Origin of the sequence: Shinella sp. HZN7 (genome assembly GCF_001652565.1) — a bacterium.
GTDB lineage: Bacteria > Pseudomonadota > Alphaproteobacteria > Rhizobiales > Rhizobiaceae > Shinella > Shinella granuli.
In genome coordinates this window covers 90,353-108,765 of sequence record NZ_CP015742.1, presented here as the reverse complement: position 1 = coordinate 108,765, position 18,413 = coordinate 90,353, and the positions used below count along the sequence as shown (strand labels likewise).

At 64.4% G+C, this 18,413-nt stretch carries 13 protein-coding genes; all 13 read right to left on the bottom strand.

Features of this window, described 5'->3' with window-relative positions:
* Position 1: 1 nt before the first annotated feature.
* The 13 genes from shn_RS31440 to shn_RS31380 all read right to left on the bottom strand — a co-directional run bounded on the left by shn_RS31440 (position 2) and on the right by shn_RS31380 (position 18,405).
* The gene (locus shn_RS31440; protein WP_064334447.1) at positions 2-949 is read right to left on the bottom strand and encodes an ABC transporter permease; all 948 of its coding nucleotides are present in this window, start codon (positions 947-949) and stop codon (positions 2-4) included.
* A 30-nt stretch (positions 950-979) separates the two neighbouring features.
* Positions 980-2,557, bottom strand: coding sequence for an ABC transporter substrate-binding protein (locus shn_RS31435; RefSeq protein ID WP_064334446.1), 1,578 nt, complete (start codon positions 2,555-2,557; stop codon positions 980-982).
* Positions 2,558-2,657: 100 nt separating this feature from the next.
* The gene (locus shn_RS31430; protein ID WP_064334476.1) at positions 2,658-3,815 is read right to left on the bottom strand and encodes an osmoprotectant NAGGN system M42 family peptidase; all 1,158 of its coding nucleotides are present in this window, start codon (positions 3,813-3,815) and stop codon (positions 2,658-2,660) included.
* 90 nt (positions 3,816-3,905) lie between these two features.
* Positions 3,906-5,189: a DUF2254 domain-containing protein gene (locus shn_RS31425; RefSeq protein WP_064334445.1), complete on the bottom strand. Its 1,284-nt coding sequence runs from the start codon at positions 5,187-5,189 to the stop codon at positions 3,906-3,908.
* A gap of 60 nt (positions 5,190-5,249) precedes the next feature.
* Complete coding sequence (locus tag shn_RS31420) at positions 5,250-6,611, bottom strand: sigma-54 dependent transcriptional regulator (protein WP_064334444.1); 1,362 nt, start codon at positions 6,609-6,611, stop codon at positions 5,250-5,252.
* Positions 6,608-8,422 (bottom strand): ATP-binding protein, encoded by a 1,815-nt coding sequence (locus shn_RS31415; RefSeq protein ID WP_064334443.1) that lies wholly within the window; start codon positions 8,420-8,422, stop codon positions 6,608-6,610. The genes shn_RS31420 and shn_RS31415 overlap by 4 nt, the downstream gene beginning before the upstream one ends.
* 86 nt (positions 8,423-8,508) lie before the next feature.
* The gene (locus tag shn_RS31410; protein ID WP_064334442.1) at positions 8,509-8,907 is read right to left on the bottom strand and encodes a DUF1850 domain-containing protein; all 399 of its coding nucleotides are present in this window, start codon (positions 8,905-8,907) and stop codon (positions 8,509-8,511) included.
* Entirely contained in the window at positions 8,904-11,009 is a 2,106-nt protein-coding gene (locus tag shn_RS31405; RefSeq protein WP_064334441.1) for a TRAP transporter permease, read from the bottom strand. Before shn_RS31405 ends, shn_RS31410 begins: the two co-directional genes overlap by 4 nt.
* A gap of 77 nt (positions 11,010-11,086) precedes the next feature.
* The gene (locus tag shn_RS31400) at positions 11,087-12,043 is read right to left on the bottom strand and encodes a TAXI family TRAP transporter solute-binding subunit (RefSeq protein WP_064334440.1); all 957 of its coding nucleotides are present in this window, start codon (positions 12,041-12,043) and stop codon (positions 11,087-11,089) included.
* Positions 12,044-12,499: 456 nt separating this feature from the next.
* Positions 12,500-14,185, bottom strand: coding sequence for an exonuclease domain-containing protein (locus shn_RS31395; protein WP_064334439.1), 1,686 nt, complete (start codon positions 14,183-14,185; stop codon positions 12,500-12,502).
* A gap of 3 nt (positions 14,186-14,188) precedes the next feature.
* Positions 14,189-14,719, bottom strand: a complete 531-nt coding sequence (locus shn_RS31390) for a hypothetical protein (RefSeq protein WP_064334438.1) — start codon at positions 14,717-14,719, stop codon at positions 14,189-14,191.
* An 11-nt stretch (positions 14,720-14,730) separates the two neighbouring features.
* Positions 14,731-16,557: a DUF294 nucleotidyltransferase-like domain-containing protein gene (locus tag shn_RS31385; RefSeq protein WP_064334437.1), complete on the bottom strand. Its 1,827-nt coding sequence runs from the start codon at positions 16,555-16,557 to the stop codon at positions 14,731-14,733.
* Between the two features lie 81 nt (positions 16,558-16,638).
* Positions 16,639-18,405, bottom strand: a complete 1,767-nt coding sequence (locus shn_RS31380; protein WP_064334436.1) for a sodium:solute symporter family protein — start codon at positions 18,403-18,405, stop codon at positions 16,639-16,641.
* Positions 18,406-18,413: the final 8 nt, after the last annotated feature.

Genomic DNA, 18,413 nt, shown 5'->3' with positions numbered 1-18,413 from the left:
CTCATGCGCGGATCCTCGGGTCGAGCATGGACTGGAGCAGGTCGGCCGCGAGGTTGAACAGCACGTAGCTCGCCGCCACCACGAGCACGCCGCCCTGCACGAGCAGGATGTCCCGCGTCGAGATGGCCTTCACCAGCATCGCGCCGATGCCGGGCCACTGGAAGACCGTCTCGATATAGACCGCGCCGCCCAGAACGAAACCGGCCTGGATGCCGATGACGGGAATGATGCCGACCAGCGCGGCGCGGAAGGCGTGGCCGTAGATCACGCGCCGCTCCGGCAGGCCCTTGGCGCGGGCCGTGCGCACGTAGTCCTGCCGCAGCACTTCCAGCATGGCGCCGCGCGTCAGCCGGGCGATGACGCCGGCCGCGACGACCGAAAGGGTTGCGGCCGGCAGGATGAGATGAAGGAGGAGATCCTTGAGATCGCCGCCGCCATAGACGGCATACATGCCGGAAGCCGGCAGGATGCGCCAGTGCACGGCGAAGAGGTAGATGAGCAGCAGGCCGAGCCAGAAGGAGGGCATCGAGATGCCGGCGAGCACGACGAAGGTGATCGCCCGGTCCGCCCAGCCGAACTGGCGCACCGCCGAGACGACGCCGGCCAGAAGCCCGATGGTCGAGCAGAGCACCAGCGACACGCCCGCCAGCACGAGCGTCGCCTGAAAGCGCTCCAGCACCTCGTCGAGAACCGGCCGGTTGAGCGCGAAGGAGCGGCCGAAATCGCCGTGCAGCACGTTGCCGATCCAGATCAGATATTGCTGCGCCAGCGGCTTGTCGAGGCCGAGGTCCCGGTTGATGCGCGCGACGTTTTCCGGCGTGGCATAGGCGCCGAGAATGGCCGTCGCCGTATCGCCCGGGATCAGCGCCATCACGAGGAAGACGATGACCGACAGGCCGAACAGCACGGGCACGACGGCGAGCAGCCGCTTCGCGATATAGGCCGGCATGGGACCTCCCGATCTTCGCGGCGGGCGCCGCTATTGCTTCGCCACGCCGCGCAGGTCGAGAAGGAAGGAGGGTTGCAGCTTGAAGCCTTGGACGGCGGCCGTGGTCACGGCGTTCTGCTTCCAGTTGGCGACGAAGAGCCAGGGCGCGTCCTCATGCACCGCCGCCTGCACCTTCGCGTAGAGCTTGCCGCGTTCGGCCTGGTCCGTCGATGCGCGCGCCTGTTCGAGCAGCGAATCGACCTCCGGATTGGAATAGTAGCCGGAATTGAAGCCGCCCTTGTCGGGCATGGCGTCGGTGCGCAGCGTCAGATAGGGCACGGTGTCCGGGTCGTTGGTCATCCACGCCATCTCGGCCATGTCCGCCTTGCCTTCGAGGCCCGGATTGACGCGGCCGAGGAAGGTGTTCCACTCGTAGGTCTCGATCTTCACCGTAAAGCCCGCCGCCTGGAGGTCCGCCTGAATGGCCGCGCCCATGGTGACCGGATCGAGCATGCCGGAGCCGCCCTCCGTGACGTAGAAGGTCACCTGCGGGTTTTCCACGCCCGCCTCGGCCAGGAGAGCCTTGGCCTTCTCCGGGTCGTAAGGATAGGGCTCGACCGTGCTTTCCACCCAGTTGAAGGCCGGCGGAATGGGCCCGGCGGCGACCGTCGCGGTGTCTTGCAGGACGTCCTTGACGAGCGTTTCCTTGTTGACCGCGTAGTTCGCCGCCTGGCGCACGCGCTTGTCGGCGAAGGGGCCTTCCTTCGTGTTGAGGATCGCGAACCAGACATGGGGGCCGGCCTGTTCGGCGACGGCGAAATTGGCGTCCTGCCTGAAGGTCGCGAGATTGTCCGGCGGCACCTCCACCATCACGTCCAGGCCGCCCGCCATCATTTCCGCCACGCGCGTGTTGGCGTCGGTGACCGGCCGGAACACGACGGCCTCAAGCTGCGCGGTGCCGCCCCAGTAGTCCGGGTTGCGTTCGATCACCACCCGCTGGTTCGACTGCCATTCGGCGAATTTGAACGGTCCGGTGCCGGAGGGGCTGCGGCCGTAGTCCTTGCCGTGCTGTTCCACCGCGGCCGGCGAGACGATCAGGCCGGTCGGATAGGCGAGGTTGGACAGGAAGGGCGCGAAGGCCTCCTTCAGCCTGAACTCGACCGTGTGCGGATCGACGGCCTCGACCGAGGCGATCGAGGAGAAGTTGAAGGAAAGCGGGAAGGGGCCGGTGTTGTAGAACGGATGGTCCTTGTTCAGCATGCGGTCGAAGTTGAACTTCACCGCCTCGGCGTCGAAATCCGAACCGTCGTGGAATTTCACGCCCTCGCGCAGCTTGAACCGGTAGGTCCTGCCGTCGTCGGAAACCTCCCAGCTCTCGGCGAGCGCCGGCTCAACCTCCAGCGTGCCGTCCTTGAAGCGCACGAGGCCGTCATAGAGGTTGACGAGGATGCGGAAGTCGTTGGTCGCCGTCACCGTGTGCGGGTCGAGGGACTGGGGCTCGGCGATCTGGCCGACGACGAGCACGTCGGGCGGGGTCTGCGCTGCGGCCGGCAGGGCGATGAGCCCCGGGACAAGCGCGGCGCAAGTAAGGGCGGCCGCCGCAAGGGCGCTCCGAAACAGCCTCTTCATGGGGAAGATCCTTTCGATTTGGCGTCGTTCGTTCGGCCTATTTATAAGGATAAATTTCCACCATGCAATAATTTATCATGATTAAATGGCCGTCGGCCCGTCAGGGGGCGTCCGGCTCGTCCGCGCTCAGGTCCTGTTCGGCCTGCTCCACCTTCTGGTGCGTGAAGCCGCGCAGGCCGGAGATCTCCTCGGCGTCGCGTTCGATCTGCACCTCGCTCGCCGCATAGAAGACCGCCAGCCGCGCCAGCGAGATCAGCGCATGGAGATGGATGCGCTCGTAACCGTGCGAGGCGTCGACGCCGAAGGCGAGCAGGGCGGTGCGCACGTCGTGCCCGGCCTCGATGGCGGAGGCGGCGTCCGAGCGATAGTAGCGGAAGACGTCCTTCTGGACGCGGATGCCGTGTTCGCCGCAAAGCTCGAAGAGCTTCTTCGACAAGTGGTAGTCGAAGGGGCCGGTCTGGTCGGCCATGGCGAGCGTCACGCCGAACTCGTCGGAATTCTGGCCGGGTGCGGTCGTGCCGTTGTCGATGGCGACCAGCGAGGCGATATCGGGCACCAGCGCGGCCGAGGCGCCGACCCCCACTTCCTCGCCGATGGTGAAGAGCCAGTAGGTATCGACGGGCGTCTCGACCGCTTCGCGCTGCATGGCCTCCAGCGCGGCCAGCATGATCGCGACCCCGGCCTTGTCGTCGAGATGGCGCGAGACGATAAAGCCGTTGTCGAGGAATTCGGGCTGCGGATCGATGGCGACGATATCGCCGACATCGATGCCGAGCTGCGCGATGTCCTTGCGGTCGCGCGCCAGCGCGTCAATGCGCAGTTCGACATACCGCCAGCCCGTCGGCTGGGTGTCGACCTCCTCGTTGAACGTGTGGCCGGACGCCTTCAGCGGCAGGATCGTGCCGCGATAGGTTCCCTTGCCGGAAAAGATCGAGGCTCGCGCGCCCTCGGCGAACCGCGCCGACCAATGGCCGATGGAGACGAGTTCGAGCCGCCCGTTGCCCTTCAGCGCCTTGACCTGCGCGCCGAGCGTATCGAGATGGGAGACGATGCCGCGCGCCGGGCGGCCGGCAGCGCCGGGGCGGCGGGCGCGGATCGCGCCGCGGCGGGTCAGCTTGACCTCCAGCCCGAGGCTTTCGAGTTCGCGCGCGGTATAGCGCACGGCTTCGTCGGTGAAACCCGTGGGGCTCGGTATGGCGAGCAACGCCTTCAGCCGGCTTGTCAGGTATTCCGGGTCGATCGTGATCGGTGCCTGCATGCGGCCGTTGTCGCAGCCAAGGACCGCCCGCGTCAACAATCGTGTCCGGAAAATCATCTTCCGACATGGCGTTCTTATGGCGTTTTTGCTTTATTTCACCCTGTTAGGATCTCGAACGCTTTTTGCCGCCTCCTGCAGCCTATGCAGGTCACTCTCCAGCCCGAGAGCCAGGGCGGCGCGATCAAGCGCTTCTTTCGAGTGCCGCTCCGCGGCCGCGCGGAACCGTGGCTGGCGGAAGTTTGCCAGAGTGGCGAATGCCTTCTGCAGGCGGATGCCGACTTCCACGATCGCCGCGCCGTCTCGTGCAATCGGCGTGAAGAGATCGTCGAAGATGTCATCCAGTTCGATCGCCGGGACATGGATATCGGGATAGAGCACCTCGGCATCTTGTCCGGCTTCGACCGGCTCCGTCCACACGGCAAGGACCCGCAATGCCCGGCTGATGACGTCGATGGCTGTGCCCGGGTCATTGACGGCCGGGGAAAGGGCGCGCGAGGCGATTTCCGCCAGAACGGAGGCGCCGAACCGGGGATCCTGATCGAATGTCCTGGTGTCCTCCACCGAAAAGCAGGTGGCGATCTGTGCCACCGTTTTCTCAGCGTCCTGCTCTGTCCCGCCGTCGAAAAAGGCGACGGGTCTTGTCGGATCAACGAGCTGGCCGGGGATCAGGTGAACAAAGATTCGTGCCTCCGCAGCGGTCGCGATATCGGAAAGCGTACCGGTATCGAGATGCTGGATGTATCCGATCCTGTCGATGAAGACAGGCTTGGCGACCGACGGGATGTCCGTCCTGTCCGCCAACCTTTGACCGCCGAGATGGGGGCGCTGCCGGCGGGCGCGCATCGCCTCGATCGTCGCGGCCTCGACCCTTTCCGTCGTTTCGGTGACACGTCCCAGGCGCGAGAGATGGTCGATCCAGCGCAGCAGGGTCACGATGACGAGACCGATGACGCCGATCGTAACGAGAAACAGCACCACGCGGCCCTGGTCGCCGTAAGCCCCCGTGCTGAGGGCGATGATGCCGACGAGGCTGAAAAGAAAGGAGCCGACGAAGGTCGCGAGCACGTTCTGCGTCGTGCTGTCCTCCATCACAAGTTTCGTCGCGCGTGGTGTGACGTTGCTGGTCGCGGCGGAATAGGCGGATACCATGGTGCTCAAGGAGAAGGTGGTAACCGTCAGCATGCTGGAAGCGATGATCCCGAGAATGTTGTCCACCGCATCGGCCCCGATGCGGGTTGAAAGGTCTCCGGGGATGAAGGGGGCCACCACGATGGCGATCAATGCCGTTACGATGGCGAGAACGGAAAATAACGTCGCCCGGACCCAAATCCGGCGCACAAGCTGCGAAAGCAGCCATCCCCATCGCGACGTCATTGGCAAATCCTGTGAAATCCGAAGACAAAAACGCTTTGCGGCTGCCTGCTCATGCCAATGTCATTCCTCTCTGTGGTCGGGGCGGCGTCTGCGCGGGCCCGCAAGACCCCGGCGGCTCATCTTCTCGCTCAATGTGCGAAGGGGCACGCCGAGGCTCGCGGCGGCGCGGGCGGTGTTGCCGTCGTTGCGTTGCAGCGCTTCGCCGATGACATGCGCCTCATAAGCTGCCAGCCGCTCCGGCAGGGTGAGCGTGTCGTCCTTGAAGGGGGTATCGCGCACCGTCGCGGCAGGTTCGTCGAGGCCGAGGGCAAAACGCTCGGCCTGCGCCTTGAGTTCACGCACATTGCCGCGCCACTCCTGTTGCCGCAATTGCTCGATCCGGCTGGCGGGAACCGCCCGAACGGGCCGGCCGTATCTGTGCGCCGCAAGGGAAGCGAAATGGCCGAACAGCAGGCCGATATCGTCGCGCCGCTGGCGCAGCGGCGGAATGCGAACGTCGACCGTGGCGAGGCGATAAAAGAGGTCTTCGCGGAAGCGCCCGGCCGTAATATCGGCGAGAAGGTCGCTTTTGGCGGCCGCGACGATCCGAACGTCGACGGAGCGTAGCCGGTTCTCGCCGAGGCGCTCGACGACCCGCTCCTGCAGCACGCGCAGGATCTTCGCCTGCAGGCCGAGGGGCATCGATTCGATCTCGTCGAGAAAGATCGTGCCGCCGGCGGCATGCTCGAACTTGCCCTCGCGATCTGCGCTCGCGCCGGTGAAGGCGCCTTTCACATGGCCGAAGACCTCGCTTTCGAAGATGGATTCCGGCAGCGCCCCGCAGTTGATGGCGACGAAAGGTCCGGCGGCGCGCCGGCTGAGCCGGTGGAGCGCTCGGGCGACAAGTTCCTTGCCCGTGCCTGTCTCGCCGATGACGAGGACGTCAATATCGACATCGGCAAGCGTCGCGACGCGGTTGCGCAAGTCGCGGATCGCTGGGCTGTCGCCGATGATGGCGTCCTTTTCCTCGCCGACGCCGACAAGACCCTGGAGACGTGCGATCTCCTCTCTCATGCGCCGCTTCTCCACGGCCTTGTCGAGAACGGAGAGCAGGCGGTCGGCATCGTAGGGCTTTTCCAGAAAGTCCTCCGCGCCGTGTTTCATCGCCTGGACGGCAAGGCCGACATCGCCATGGGCCGTGATGAGCACGACAGGCACATCCGGCTTCTGGCGGACGATGGAATTGAGCAGCATCATGCCGTCGATGCCCGGCATACGCACGTCGGTGACGACGACATCGGGCCCGATGCGCAGCAGGGCCGCGAAGGCCTCCTCTGGTCGATGGAACGCGTCGACGGAAAAACCGCTCACGGTGAGCCAGTCCGTCGCAGCCTTCAGGAGATCGCGGTCGTCGTCGACGAGCAGGATGCGGCCGCGCTTCATTGCGCCGCCTCCAGGCGTCCGGCGCCGCGCCTGCCGAGCGGGACGGAGACGGTGGCGGAGGTTCCCCCGCCCGGCACTTCGGCGAACCGGATTTCGCCGCCGCATTCGCGTACGATCGTCGTGGCGATGGACAGGCCGAGGCCAAGGCCCTCGCCCGTCAGCTTGGTGGTGAAAAAAGGTTCGAGAATGCGCTCGCGATGTTCCGGCGCGATGCCCGATCCGTTGTCGATGATCGCCACCTCCACCCGATCGGCATCCTGCGTGCGCCGGATGGTGATGGCGGGATTGGGCCGCCCTTCGACGGCATCCAGCGCGTTTAAAAGGAGATTGAGAATCGCCTGCTCAAGCTTCAGTGCGACGGCGATTACAACGGGCGAAGGTGCCTGTGTCTCGATGACCGGGGTGATGCCGAGGCTTTTCGTGCGCGGGGCGGCGAGGTCCGCCACGTTGCGGATGACGCTGTCGATCGACACCTCCTCAAGGTCCGAGGCATCCTTGCGCGCGAAGGTCTTGAGATGCTTGACGGTGCGCTGCATGCGCTTGACGAGGGAGCGGGCATCGACGATGCGCTCGCCCGCGGCTTCGGCGGCTTCCTTGCCCACCAGTACGCCTGCGGTGGCAAGCGTCGCGTCGAGCGCCGCGAGCGGCTGGCTCACCTCATGCACGATGGCCGTCGACATGCGGCCGAGCGCCGCCATCTTTTCCGAATGGATGAGGCCTTCCTGGGCGCGGCGCAACTCGTCCTCGGTCCGGCGGCGCATGTCGATCTCGCAGGCGAGATCCTGGGTGCGTTCGGCCACCATGTGTTCGAGCAGTTCGCCTTGCCGCAGCCGCATGCGCATGATCTGGGCGCGCTGATGCAGGAAGTACAGCGTGCCGGTCGCAAGGAGCCCGGCGATTAGCGCGGTGAGCGCCCAGAAGCCGGCGAGCTTGGCCGTATCCCCGGTGCCGGTCGCCGCCAGCACGCGCCAGCCGTCCGGCTCGACCGGCGAGAAGCGGGCGAGCAACGGCGTGCCGCTCTCCGCGAGGCGGAGCGCCGGTTCCTGCAAGGCGCCGGAGGGCAGGCCCACCCCCTGTGGCAGGATCGGCCTGCGCGCCGCAGGGTCGGCGCCCTCGTAGGTGCGTTCCGCCGCAAGCCGCGCCGAGGCTTCCGTCCCGAGCGGTACCAGCGGACGGTACTTCCAGTCCGGGTTGCCGGAGAGGAAGACGATGCCCCAGCGGTCGGCGATGGCGGTCTGCACGCCAGCTGCCTCCCAGGTCAGCTCCAGCGGCGACAGGTCCGCTTTTACGACAACGACGATGGGCGGCTTTCTGGCGATATCGATTCGCGAGGCGAGGAAATAGCCAGGTTTGCCGGTCGTTACGCCGATGGCGTAGTAGCGGCCCTCTCCTTCGCGCAACGCATTGCGGAAATAGGGGCGGAAACTGTAGTTCTGCCCGACGAAGCTTTCCGGCGTCGCATGGTTGCTCGCCGCAAGGGTCACGCCATGCGCATCGAGCACGTAGAGTTCGGCAGGGCCGGCCTGCCGGACGATGGTCTCCAGATAGGCATTGGCGGCGGCAAGGGCTGCCTCGCCGCGCTCCGGTCCGGCTATCGCGCGAATACGCGCATCCTCGCCGATCACCATCGGCAGGTAGCGGAAGCGCTCGATCTCCGTTTCGATGGCGCGATTGGTCAGGACGAGGCTGCGCTGAAGCTGGCCTTCGAGCGTGCCGATGGCGACGCCGCTTGCCAGGTGATAGGCGACGAAGGGGGCAATGCAGGTCACGACAAGCATGGCGATCGTCATGCGGCCGATGGTGCGCGTCATTCCGGGACCGATCCGTCTCTCATTTCTCTCGGCCGAGAGCTTAGCGCCCCTTGCGTTTGGAAAGAACAGGAGAATGGTGTCCCGGATCATTTGCCAGGCTCCTGCCCGGTATCCGCGCCGGCTTCGGCGCAGGGCCGCAGGACGATGGGCTCTCCCTTCTCGCGGCCAAGCTCTCGGCATCCGTTTGCGGCGCAGAGCGTCCAGCCGGAGCCGGTGGCGCCGGACGATGCGAGGACCAGTTCGGCAAGCGGCGCGGCACGCGGCTCCCACACCCACCAGCCGTCCTCGCGGTGCGCGCCTTCGCCGGGCTCCATGCCGGCGCCCGATCCCTTCACGCGCGCTTCCCGCAGCACCAGTCCGTCCGGCGTGACGGCCCAGCGTTCCTGCCACGCGATCTTCTCCACCGAATGGGTCCAGCTCAGGGTGAAGAGACCGGCGGCAAGGACGATGGCCTTGCCGCCGGCAAGGCACAGCAGGGTGCTCATGCCGCTTTAGGCGCGACCGCCGCTCGCGCTCTGCGCCAGACGAGGACGGCGAAGACGGCCCCAAGCGCGAAGCCGATCTCGTCCGTCAGGGGCAGCGCGGCGAGCATGGTGAAGGAGGCGGCGGTGGCCAGCGCCCGCTCGAAGAGGTTGAGCCGCACGGCGGCAAAGCCGATCACCGCCGCGCCCCACAGACCGATGGCGAAGCCCGTCTTGAAGACGATATAGGCGACGGCCGCGGGATAGCCGAGGGACGCGGCGGCCGGGCCGCCGTCCTGCAACATCAGCGCTGGCGAATAGACGGCCATGAAGGGGATGACGAAGCCGGCGGCCGCGACCTTGATGGCCTCGAAGGAGATCTTCAGGCCGCTCTCGCGGGCGATGGGCGCGGCAGCGAAGCAGGCGAGCGCGACGGGCGGCGTCAGGTCGGCGAGAATGCCGAAATAGAACACGAACATGTGGCTGACGATCAGCGGCACGCCGAGTTCGAGCAGCGCGGGCCCGGCGATGGAGGATGTGATGATGTAGTTCGGGATCGTCGGAATGCCCATGCCGAGCACGAGGCAGGTCACCATGGTCAGGAGCAGCGACAGGAACAGACTCTTGCCGCCGACGGAGACGATGAACTGGCCGAAGGTGTTGGCCGCCCCGGTCAGCGTCATCGTGCCGATGATGATGCCAACGAGCGCGCAGGCGATGGCCACCGGCAGCGCTGTCTTGGCGCCTTCCGCCAGCGCGTCGCGGCAGATGGCGAGCGTCTCCCGGCCGCTTTTCCACGCGGCATTGGCGAGGATCAGCACCGCCAGCGCGACGACGATGACCTCCATGCCGAATTTGAAGAAGGCGGCGGCGACGAGGCCGAGGCCGATCCAGAAGATCGTCCGGATCGCCGTCGAGGGAAGGCCGAGGGCGATGGAACTGCCGAGGATGAGCAGCAGCGTGAAGCCGAGGCCGACCGTGCCGGCGAAGAGCGGCGTATAGCCGGAGAACAGCAGCCAGACGAGTGCGGCGAGCGGCAGGACGAGATACCAGCCCCTGGCGATCGCGGCGCGCGCCGAGGGCAGCTCGTCGCGGGGCAGGCCGAGAAGCCCGCGCTTGCCAGCCTCCAGGTGCACCATCCAGAAGGCGGAGGCGAAGTAGAGGATCGCGGGAATGAGGGCGGCCTTGACGACCTCATGATACTCGACGCCGAGCGTCTCGGCCATGATGAAGGCGACAGCGCCCATCACCGGCGGCATGATCTGGCCGCCCATGGAGGCGGTGGCCTCGACGCCGCCGGCGAAGGCGGGGCGGTAGCCGAAGCGCTTCATCAGCGGAATGGTGAACTGGCCGGTCGTGACCACGTTGGCGACGCCGGAGCCGGAAATTGTGCCCATCAGGCCGGAGGAGATGATCGACACCTTCGCGGCCCCGCCGCGTCGCGCGCCGACGAGGCTGAGCGAGACGTCGTTGAAGAGCTGGATCATGCCCGCCTTTTCCAGGAAGGCGCCGAACAGGATGAAGAGGAAGATGTAGCTGGAGGAGACGAGCGTCGGAATACCGTAGATGCCCTCCGTGCCGTAGGCCATGTGATCGATGACCTGGGAGAAATCGTAGCCGCGGTGATCGAGCGGGGCGGGCAAGTATTCGCCGAACAAGCAATAGGCGAGGAAGACGCCGGAGATGATCGGTAGCGCCGGTCCCATCAGCGCCCAGGCGGCGGCGAAGACGACGCCGATGCCGATGACGCCGAAGACGATGTCCTGCGGCAGAGGGTCGCCTGCGCGCAGCAGGAGGTCGGCATATTCGTAGCACTGGTAAAATGCGACCGCCGCGCCGAGCGCCGAGAGGCTCCAGGCGAGGATGCGCGTGGCGCCGCCCTTGCCGGACATGGCGGCGAGCAGCGGAAAGATCAGGACGGTGACGAAGCCGACATGAATCGCGCGGATGAGCTGGCTCGGCGGATCGAGCATGTGCGCGGCTGTGGCGATCTGGAAGAGGGAAAACAGGAAGGCGATCGCAAAGAGCAGGCGTCCTTCCGCCGTTGCGGGGAAAGCGCCCGCGAGCGCGTCATGCTTGCTGAGATCGACGGCTGCGCCGTCGACCGGTCCATGGGTGTCGTGCATCGTTTCCTCCCGAGCGCCGATGGGTGAGGGCTTCCATGCGGCGCTCCTCCGTCGCCGCATGGATCGTCCCGGACTCGTCAGAGCAGCCCCTTTTCCTTGTAGAAGCGCTCGGCGCCCGGATGCAGCGGGATCGGCATGCCCTTCAGCGCCTCCTTGAGGTCGATCTGCTCGGCCGCCTTGTGCGCGGCGACCATGGCCGGAAGGTTCTCGAAGAGCTGTTTCGTCATCTGGTAGGCGGTCTCGTCGGAAACCTCCGAGTGGGTCACGAGGAAGTTGACCACGGCGACCGTCGGCACGTCCTTGTCCTGCCCCTGGTAAGTGCCGGCCGGAACGGTCGCGGCGATGTAGGGCGCGCCGAGCTTCGTGGCGATGTCTTCCGGAACCGAGACCATCTGCACGTCGAGCGAGGTCGCGAGGTCCTTGAAGGACGAGACGCCGAGGCCGGCCGATTGCAGCGTGGCGTCGAGCTGGCGGTTTTTCATCAGTTCGACGGATTCGGCGAACGGCAGATATTCCGTCTTGCCGAGGTCGTCATAGCTCATGCCAGCCGCCGTCAGGATGGCGCGGGCATTGAGCTCCGTGCCGGATTTCGGCGCGCCGACCGAAAGACTCTTGCCCTTGAAGTCGGCGAGCGTGGCGATGCCCGAATCCTTCGACGCCATGATCTGGATGTAGTTCGGGTAGATGGCGGCAATGCCGCGCAGCTTGTTGAGTGGCGCCTTGAAGCCGGCCTCGGCATTGCCTTCCCAGGCCAACTTGACCGAATCGCCGAGCGCGAAGGCAATCTCGCCGCGGCTCTGCTGCAAGAGGTTCAGGTTCTCGACCGAGGCCTTGGTGGCCTGGACCTGGGTGCGGGCGCCTTCGATCTTCTCGCCGTAGATCTTCGATAGCGCGACGCCGAGCGGATAATAGACGCCGGATGTGCCGCCCGTCAGCACGTTGATAAATTCATCCGCCCGTGCACTTACGTTGGACATCGTGAGTGACATGGCCGCGACTGCCGTGATGGCGGCGTAGTTGAAAGCTCTTTTCATGGAAATTCCTCCCTGGCTATAAGGCGCGCGTCTGTCTCCCGTCCGCGCTGCTCCTAAGCAGCAAGAGTCGGGCCAAATCGAAGCCGCTGAATTATAAGGCTAAATTGACCGGATTGAACCTATATCGGCAAAGAATTGCTACCCAGTCGATGGTGTTTGGCAGAATTTTGCCAAGACGCCACAAAATTGTTTAGACAAACCTTCGTGCCGTCATGAACTTGCACGAAAAGGAATAAAACTGGTCGAACACAAGGAATTTAGCGGGCGCGGAGCATATCAACACCAGGCCGTCATCGGAGGACTTCTTAGGGAGAAGAATTGACGACGGCCTGGGACCGATACCGGTAGAATATAGCCTGCATGACGTGGAGGCATTGTCAACCTGTGTGCTTGGACACAATGAAATTATCGGCATGAAGCAGTGGCTTCGTGTCTTTCGCTATGCCAGCTGAGCCTTTAAGGTTTGCGAACTCCTTCAACTATGCGATGACCATCGGAAAGCGTGCGGTTCTGCCTCATATGCGCGACGAGATCCCCAAACCTTGTTATCCCCCGGCCCATCAATATCCCTTTGAGCTTGAGGAAGACCTCTGCCGTCGCTACGGCGTCGCCCAGGGCCGTGTGGCGCTGCATCGCCGGTATGGATATGGCGAGGCGGCTCGCCAAGGCGTCCAGCGTGTGGCTCTCATGCTGCCCGAAAGTCATGACAGAGATAATGCCGGTATCGAGAACCGGGTTGTCGAACTGGATGCCTAGCGCCTTTTCACGCCGATGGAGAAACGCCATGTCGAACGGCGCATTATGGGCGACGAGCACGCAGTTCCCGACGAATTTGTGGAATCGTTCCACGGCGTGAAGGACATCCGGCGCTTCGGCGACCATGGCATCCGTCACCCGGTGGATCGCCGTCGACGCTGGTGGAATAGGGCGTCCTGGATTGACGAACGTATCGAAGACCTCGCCCGGCATGAGCTTGCCGTTCACAATCCGCACTGCAGCAATCTGAACCAGCTCGTCGCCCCGTTCAGGAAGAAGGCCCGTCGTTTCGGTATCGAAGACGACATAGTTGAGGTCGTCGAGTTCCGCGTCGGCGACGACGTCCCGGCTTACACGGGAAAGCAGGTCGAAATCATAGACGACCGTTCGCGGCAAGGTCGCGGCGGGCGAGGGGAACGGCTCGAAGGTCTGCGCCACGCTGTTCAGCGCGCCGGCCAATGTCGTCGGCCAGCCGTCCGCCTCGCACGCCTGATACCGATGCTCCAGTTCCTCCCAGTTCCAGATCGCCCCGGTTTCTCTTAGGCTGCCGTCGCCGGCTGGAGAGCCGGGCGTTCCGATCATTGGACGCAGTGCCGTGAACACGTCGCGCAAGAGCGCATCGCGCCGGGCGAAGGCGGCAACCTCTTCCGTCACGTCGCGCAAGGTCATGACATAGGCGCCCGCGTCCCCGTCGTTGTCACCGGCCAGACGCATACGGCCCGCGAGCCGCCGCGCGCCGCTCACGCAGACGAATTCGAGGACGGCGTCGGGCGTGTCTCGTTCCAGCAGGCGCTTATGGGCGTGGCGTATCTCGTGGTCGCCGAGATAGTCGAACAGGCTGCGGTCGAGGCAGACCGGCGTGTAGCGCGTGCCGAGCAACTGCTGGGCGACGCTGTTATAGAAGGCCACATGGTGGCGTCCGGTGCACAGGAGGACGGCTGGCGGGACGTCGGACAGCATCTGCTCCAGCTTGCTCCTGTCGGCAAGGAGCCTCGACGTTTCTCGTGCGATGGTCTCGGCAAGGTCACTTCGCGCCCGGTTCAATGTTGCAATGGCGGTTGAAGCCGCCACGGACAGTTCACCCAGGTGTTCCGCGTCCATGATAAGAAGGTCGTTGGTCACGTCCGCATGCGTGCGTGCATGCATGGCCGCCGTGATCCCTTTTATCGGTCGCGCGAAATATCGATCGAACAGGAACCACGCCCAGCAGATCAGGGCGGAAAGCCCGAAGCCGATGGCGATGGCGGCCTGCGTGACCGCATTGTGGACGGTCGCGACCTTCTCGCGATGATAGCCGAACCCGATGCCGAGCGCGAGGATAGCCATGCTGCCCGCCGCCAGGGCGACGAAGAAAATCAGTACCCGTCCGCGAATGCCCACACGCACCGGTCATCCTCCTGACGGCGCGCAGGCGGCCCTCAGGACCGCGTCGTCGGGCGCCAGATCGATCCATGCTGCGTTTTCGATCCCGCCATTCGCCCCGATGGAGACATTCCCGCCGGACAGGTCGGCGCGTTTGTTTCCGGCGCAGTCGAACGCCACCTTGACCAGCGTGCTTGGCTGCCAGCGCGCGGCCAGCCGGAGGCCGACGATCCTCTGATCGGGAAAATCCGGATGACGCTGAATGGAGCGGGTATCGACCGCGGTGAACCGTGTAGTCACAGGTGCGAGATAGGACCATGGCCGCCAGGGCGCGCTTTCCCCGTTGTGCCATGCAACGACGACGCCATTCGGCTGGGCTGCGACAGATCGGGAAAACCAGCTATATTCGCTCCATACGGAATACCCCAGGATGCCGATGCCGGCGGCGGCGGGGACCAGCCATTTCGGCAGCAGCCCGCCGGTCAGGCGGCGCAAGGCCATCGCGATGCCCGCTAAAGCCACGCCGGCGACGACGGCAGCAATCAACTCATATAACATTCAGCCTCCCCTTACACAGGTGCGCTTCCCCGCTGAGCCAGCGCGGATTGCATCGTTCGGACGACAACGAAGGCATCGCGGAGGTGGGAGCGCTCCAGATCACCGAATTCGTAAGGCGCAAGATAGTTGTCGGGCCTGCGGCCGGCTCTGACCTGCGCGGCCTGATTGCGCAATCGGAATTCGGCGATGAGATCGTAGGCCGCGACGAGATCGCTCGCGCCGGCGCCGGAAATGACGCCCGCTTCCTGTGCGGCGAGCAGCCGGGCGCGCGTATTGGCCGGCGCAAGCCGCGCAATCAAGGCGTAGACCCTGCCGAGATCGACGACCGGGATCACGCCATTGTGCTTCATGTCGATCTGGTTGCGATGCTCACCAGCGCGAACAGTGGCAAAACCACGCAACAAACCGAGTGGCGGGGCGTGCTTCAGGGAGTTGCTGATCATATGGGCGACGAAGATGGAATTGCGGCTCGCCCGATCCAGCGTCTCGGCCTGGAGATCGGCAAACAGCGCCGCGCTGCCGGCGATCGGGCGCAGATCGAACATGACGCTTGCGAGCATTTGCGCCATCGGGTCGGGTGTTGTGATCCATCCCTGGAAATAGGACCGCCACACGCGTACAGGCTGGCACCAGCGTGGATTTGTCGCCATCATGTCGCCCGGGCAATAGACATAGCCGCAGGCGTGCAGGCCGTCGCTGACGAAGCGGGCGAGTTTTTCAAACCAGGGACGCTGGCTTTCGACGAAGCTGTCGTCGATAAAGACGCAATTGTCCTGGTCGCTGATACCGGTCTGCTCCTGCCTACCCTGACTACCGCAGGCAAGCCAGACGTACGGCACGGGCGCAGGGCCCAGAATCTCCTCGGCAAGATGTATCAGCCGTCGTGTCACGGCATCGGCGACGTCGGTAATCAGCCGCGTGACGACCTCGTGGCGATTGTTGCCACCGACAAGCTGCACGAGCAATCTGGGGATATGATCGGTCACCGTGCGCAGCTCTTCCACCTTTTGCGCCTTGGCGATTTCATGGATAATCTGGGTCGAGGATACGGCTTGGAACCGTGTCAGGTCGGTCTGCGTCACCATGCCGACAAGCCTGCCGCCGTCGATCACCGGTAGGTGGCCGATATGCCTTTCCAGCATCAGATTGAGAACGTCGGAGCCGAGTGCCTCGACGGGCAGGCCGATCGGCTCGCGGGTCATCACGGCCGAAACCTGCGTGGTGTCAGGGTCGAGCCCTTCCGCAAGCACTCCCGTTGAGAGATCGCGGATGGTCAGGATACCGACAAGGTGACCATCGTCGACGACACCCAACGAGGAGATCCGTCGATCGCGCATGAGACGGGCCGCGTTTCGGATATTCTCTTGCGGCGTGCAGGTGACCGGTGGGCTCGACATGAGATCCCCGACCTTCTGCACCGACATGTCGCCGCGTAGCGGTTCGGCATGGCGCCCACGAGCAAAGAAACGTTGAAAGAGGGGCTGCTCCGCGATCAGCCGTCTGAATTCGTCCGACGGCAGAAGGAGAAGCAACGTATCCGAAAGCGTACGCGCCGTCGTGGCGGCGAAGCCGTCTTCCATCAGGCCCCGTTCGCCAAAGGAATTACGGGGGTGAAGCTGGGAGATAACCGCTCCGGCGGCGTCCGTTACTTCGACCCCGCCGTCCATTACGAGGAAGAGACCGGGTACGGGCTCTCCGCAGCTATATATTATTTCGGCTTTGCCGTGGGCGTGGCAGGTGAAGCGCCGTGCAACGCAATCGAATTCCGCCTTCGGCAGGCTATCGTAAGGATGCACGGATTCCAGGAATTTCGCGATGTCCGCTGGCGTAGGAACCATGGCAATCCTGATCGAGCGCAAGGCAATCTGAAGAGGAAGTGGAAGGCGGACCAATGAGGTCCGCCTTCCCTGAACATCGAATCAGTGGCTGGTTGCGGCACCCGCACCACGCGGGACGCGGATGGACTCGACGAGATCCTGAACATGCTTCGGCGGAGCCGCCGTCATCGTGGAGACGACATAGGCTGCGCCGAAGTTGAGTAGGGCACCGATTGGACCAAAGGCCGTCGGAGGAATGCCGAAGAGGTAGTTTTCCGGCACGTTCTCCAGCATGTTCGTGCCTGCGACGAAGAACCAGCCCAGATAGGTGAACAGGTAGACGCAGGTGACGATCAGGCCGACGAGCATGCCGATGGTCGCACCGGCCGAGTTGATGCGCTTCGAGAAGATGCCCATCATCAGTGCCGGGAAAATCGTCGCGGCTGCGAGGCCGAAGGCCAGCGCCACAGTCTGGGCGGCGAATCCCGGGGGATGCAGGCCGAGCAGCGTCGCGATGAGGATTGCGCCTGCCATGGCGATACGGGCCGCCATGAGTTCGTTCTTCTCCGAAATGTCCGGCTTCAGCCAATCCTTGATCAGGTCGTGGCTGATGGCCGAGGAAATGGCCAGAAGCAGGCCGGCGGCCGTCGACAGGGCGGCAGCGAGACCGCCAGCGGCGATAAGGCCGATGACCCAGCCGGGCAGTTGCGCGATTTCTGGATTGGCCAGAACGAGGATGTCGTTGTTGATCGTCAATTCGTTGCCAGTCCAGCCGCGTTCGGCAGCCGTGGCGGCAAAGCCTTCGGACTTGTCGTTGTAATACTGAATACGACCGTCGCCGTTCTTGTCCTCGAACTTCAGCAGGCCCGTCACTTCCCAGGTCTTCATCCAGTCGGGACGCTCATCATAAAGGACCGCCTGCTGCTCCGTGCCGGCAGGGAAGATCGTGTTGATGATGTTGAGACGTGCCATCGCGCCCACGGCCGGGGCCGTCAGGTAAAGCAGCGCGATGAAGACAAGTGCCCAGCCGGCGGACCAGCGCGCGTCGGCGACTTTCGGAACGGTGAAGAAGCGGATGATCACGTGCGGCAGGCCGGCCGTGCCGATCATCAGCGAGAGCGTGAACAGGGTCATGTTGAGCATGGAACCCTGGCCGGTGTAGGCGCCGAAGCCGAGATCGGTCACGACCTGATCGAGCTTCTGCAGAAGGGGCATGGCCGATTCGGTGTGCGTGCCGAACAGGCCGAACCACGGGATCGGATTGCCGGTGAGCTGAAGCGAGATGAAGATCGCCGGAATGGTGTAGGCGATGATCAGAACGACATATTGAGCCACCTGCGTATAGGTGATGCCCTTCATGCCGCCGAGAACCGCATAGACGAAAACGACCGCGGCCGCGATCCACAGGCCGGTGGACGCTTCCACCTCGAGGAAGCGCGAGAACGCAACGCCTGCGCCAGTCATCTGACCGATAACATACGTCACCGAGATGACGATGAGGCAGACTACAGCGACGAGACGGGCGGACTGGCTGTAGAAGCGGTCGCCGATGAATTGCGGCACGGTGAACTTGCCGAACTTGCGGAGATAGGGAGCAAGAAGCAGCGCCAGCAGCACATAGCCGCCGGTCCAGCCCATCAGATAGGTGGAATTGACGTAACCGCCGCTGGCGATGATCCCGGCCATCGAGATGAAGGAGGCGGCGGACATCCAGTCCGCGGCGGTGGCCATGCCGTTCATGACAGGATTGACGCCGCGATTGGCGGCGTAGAATTCCGCCGTGGAGCCTGCACGGCTCCAGATGGCGATGCCGATATAGAGTATGAAGGACGCCCCTACAATCAGCAGGTTAAGTGTGTACTGGTCCATTTGCCTGC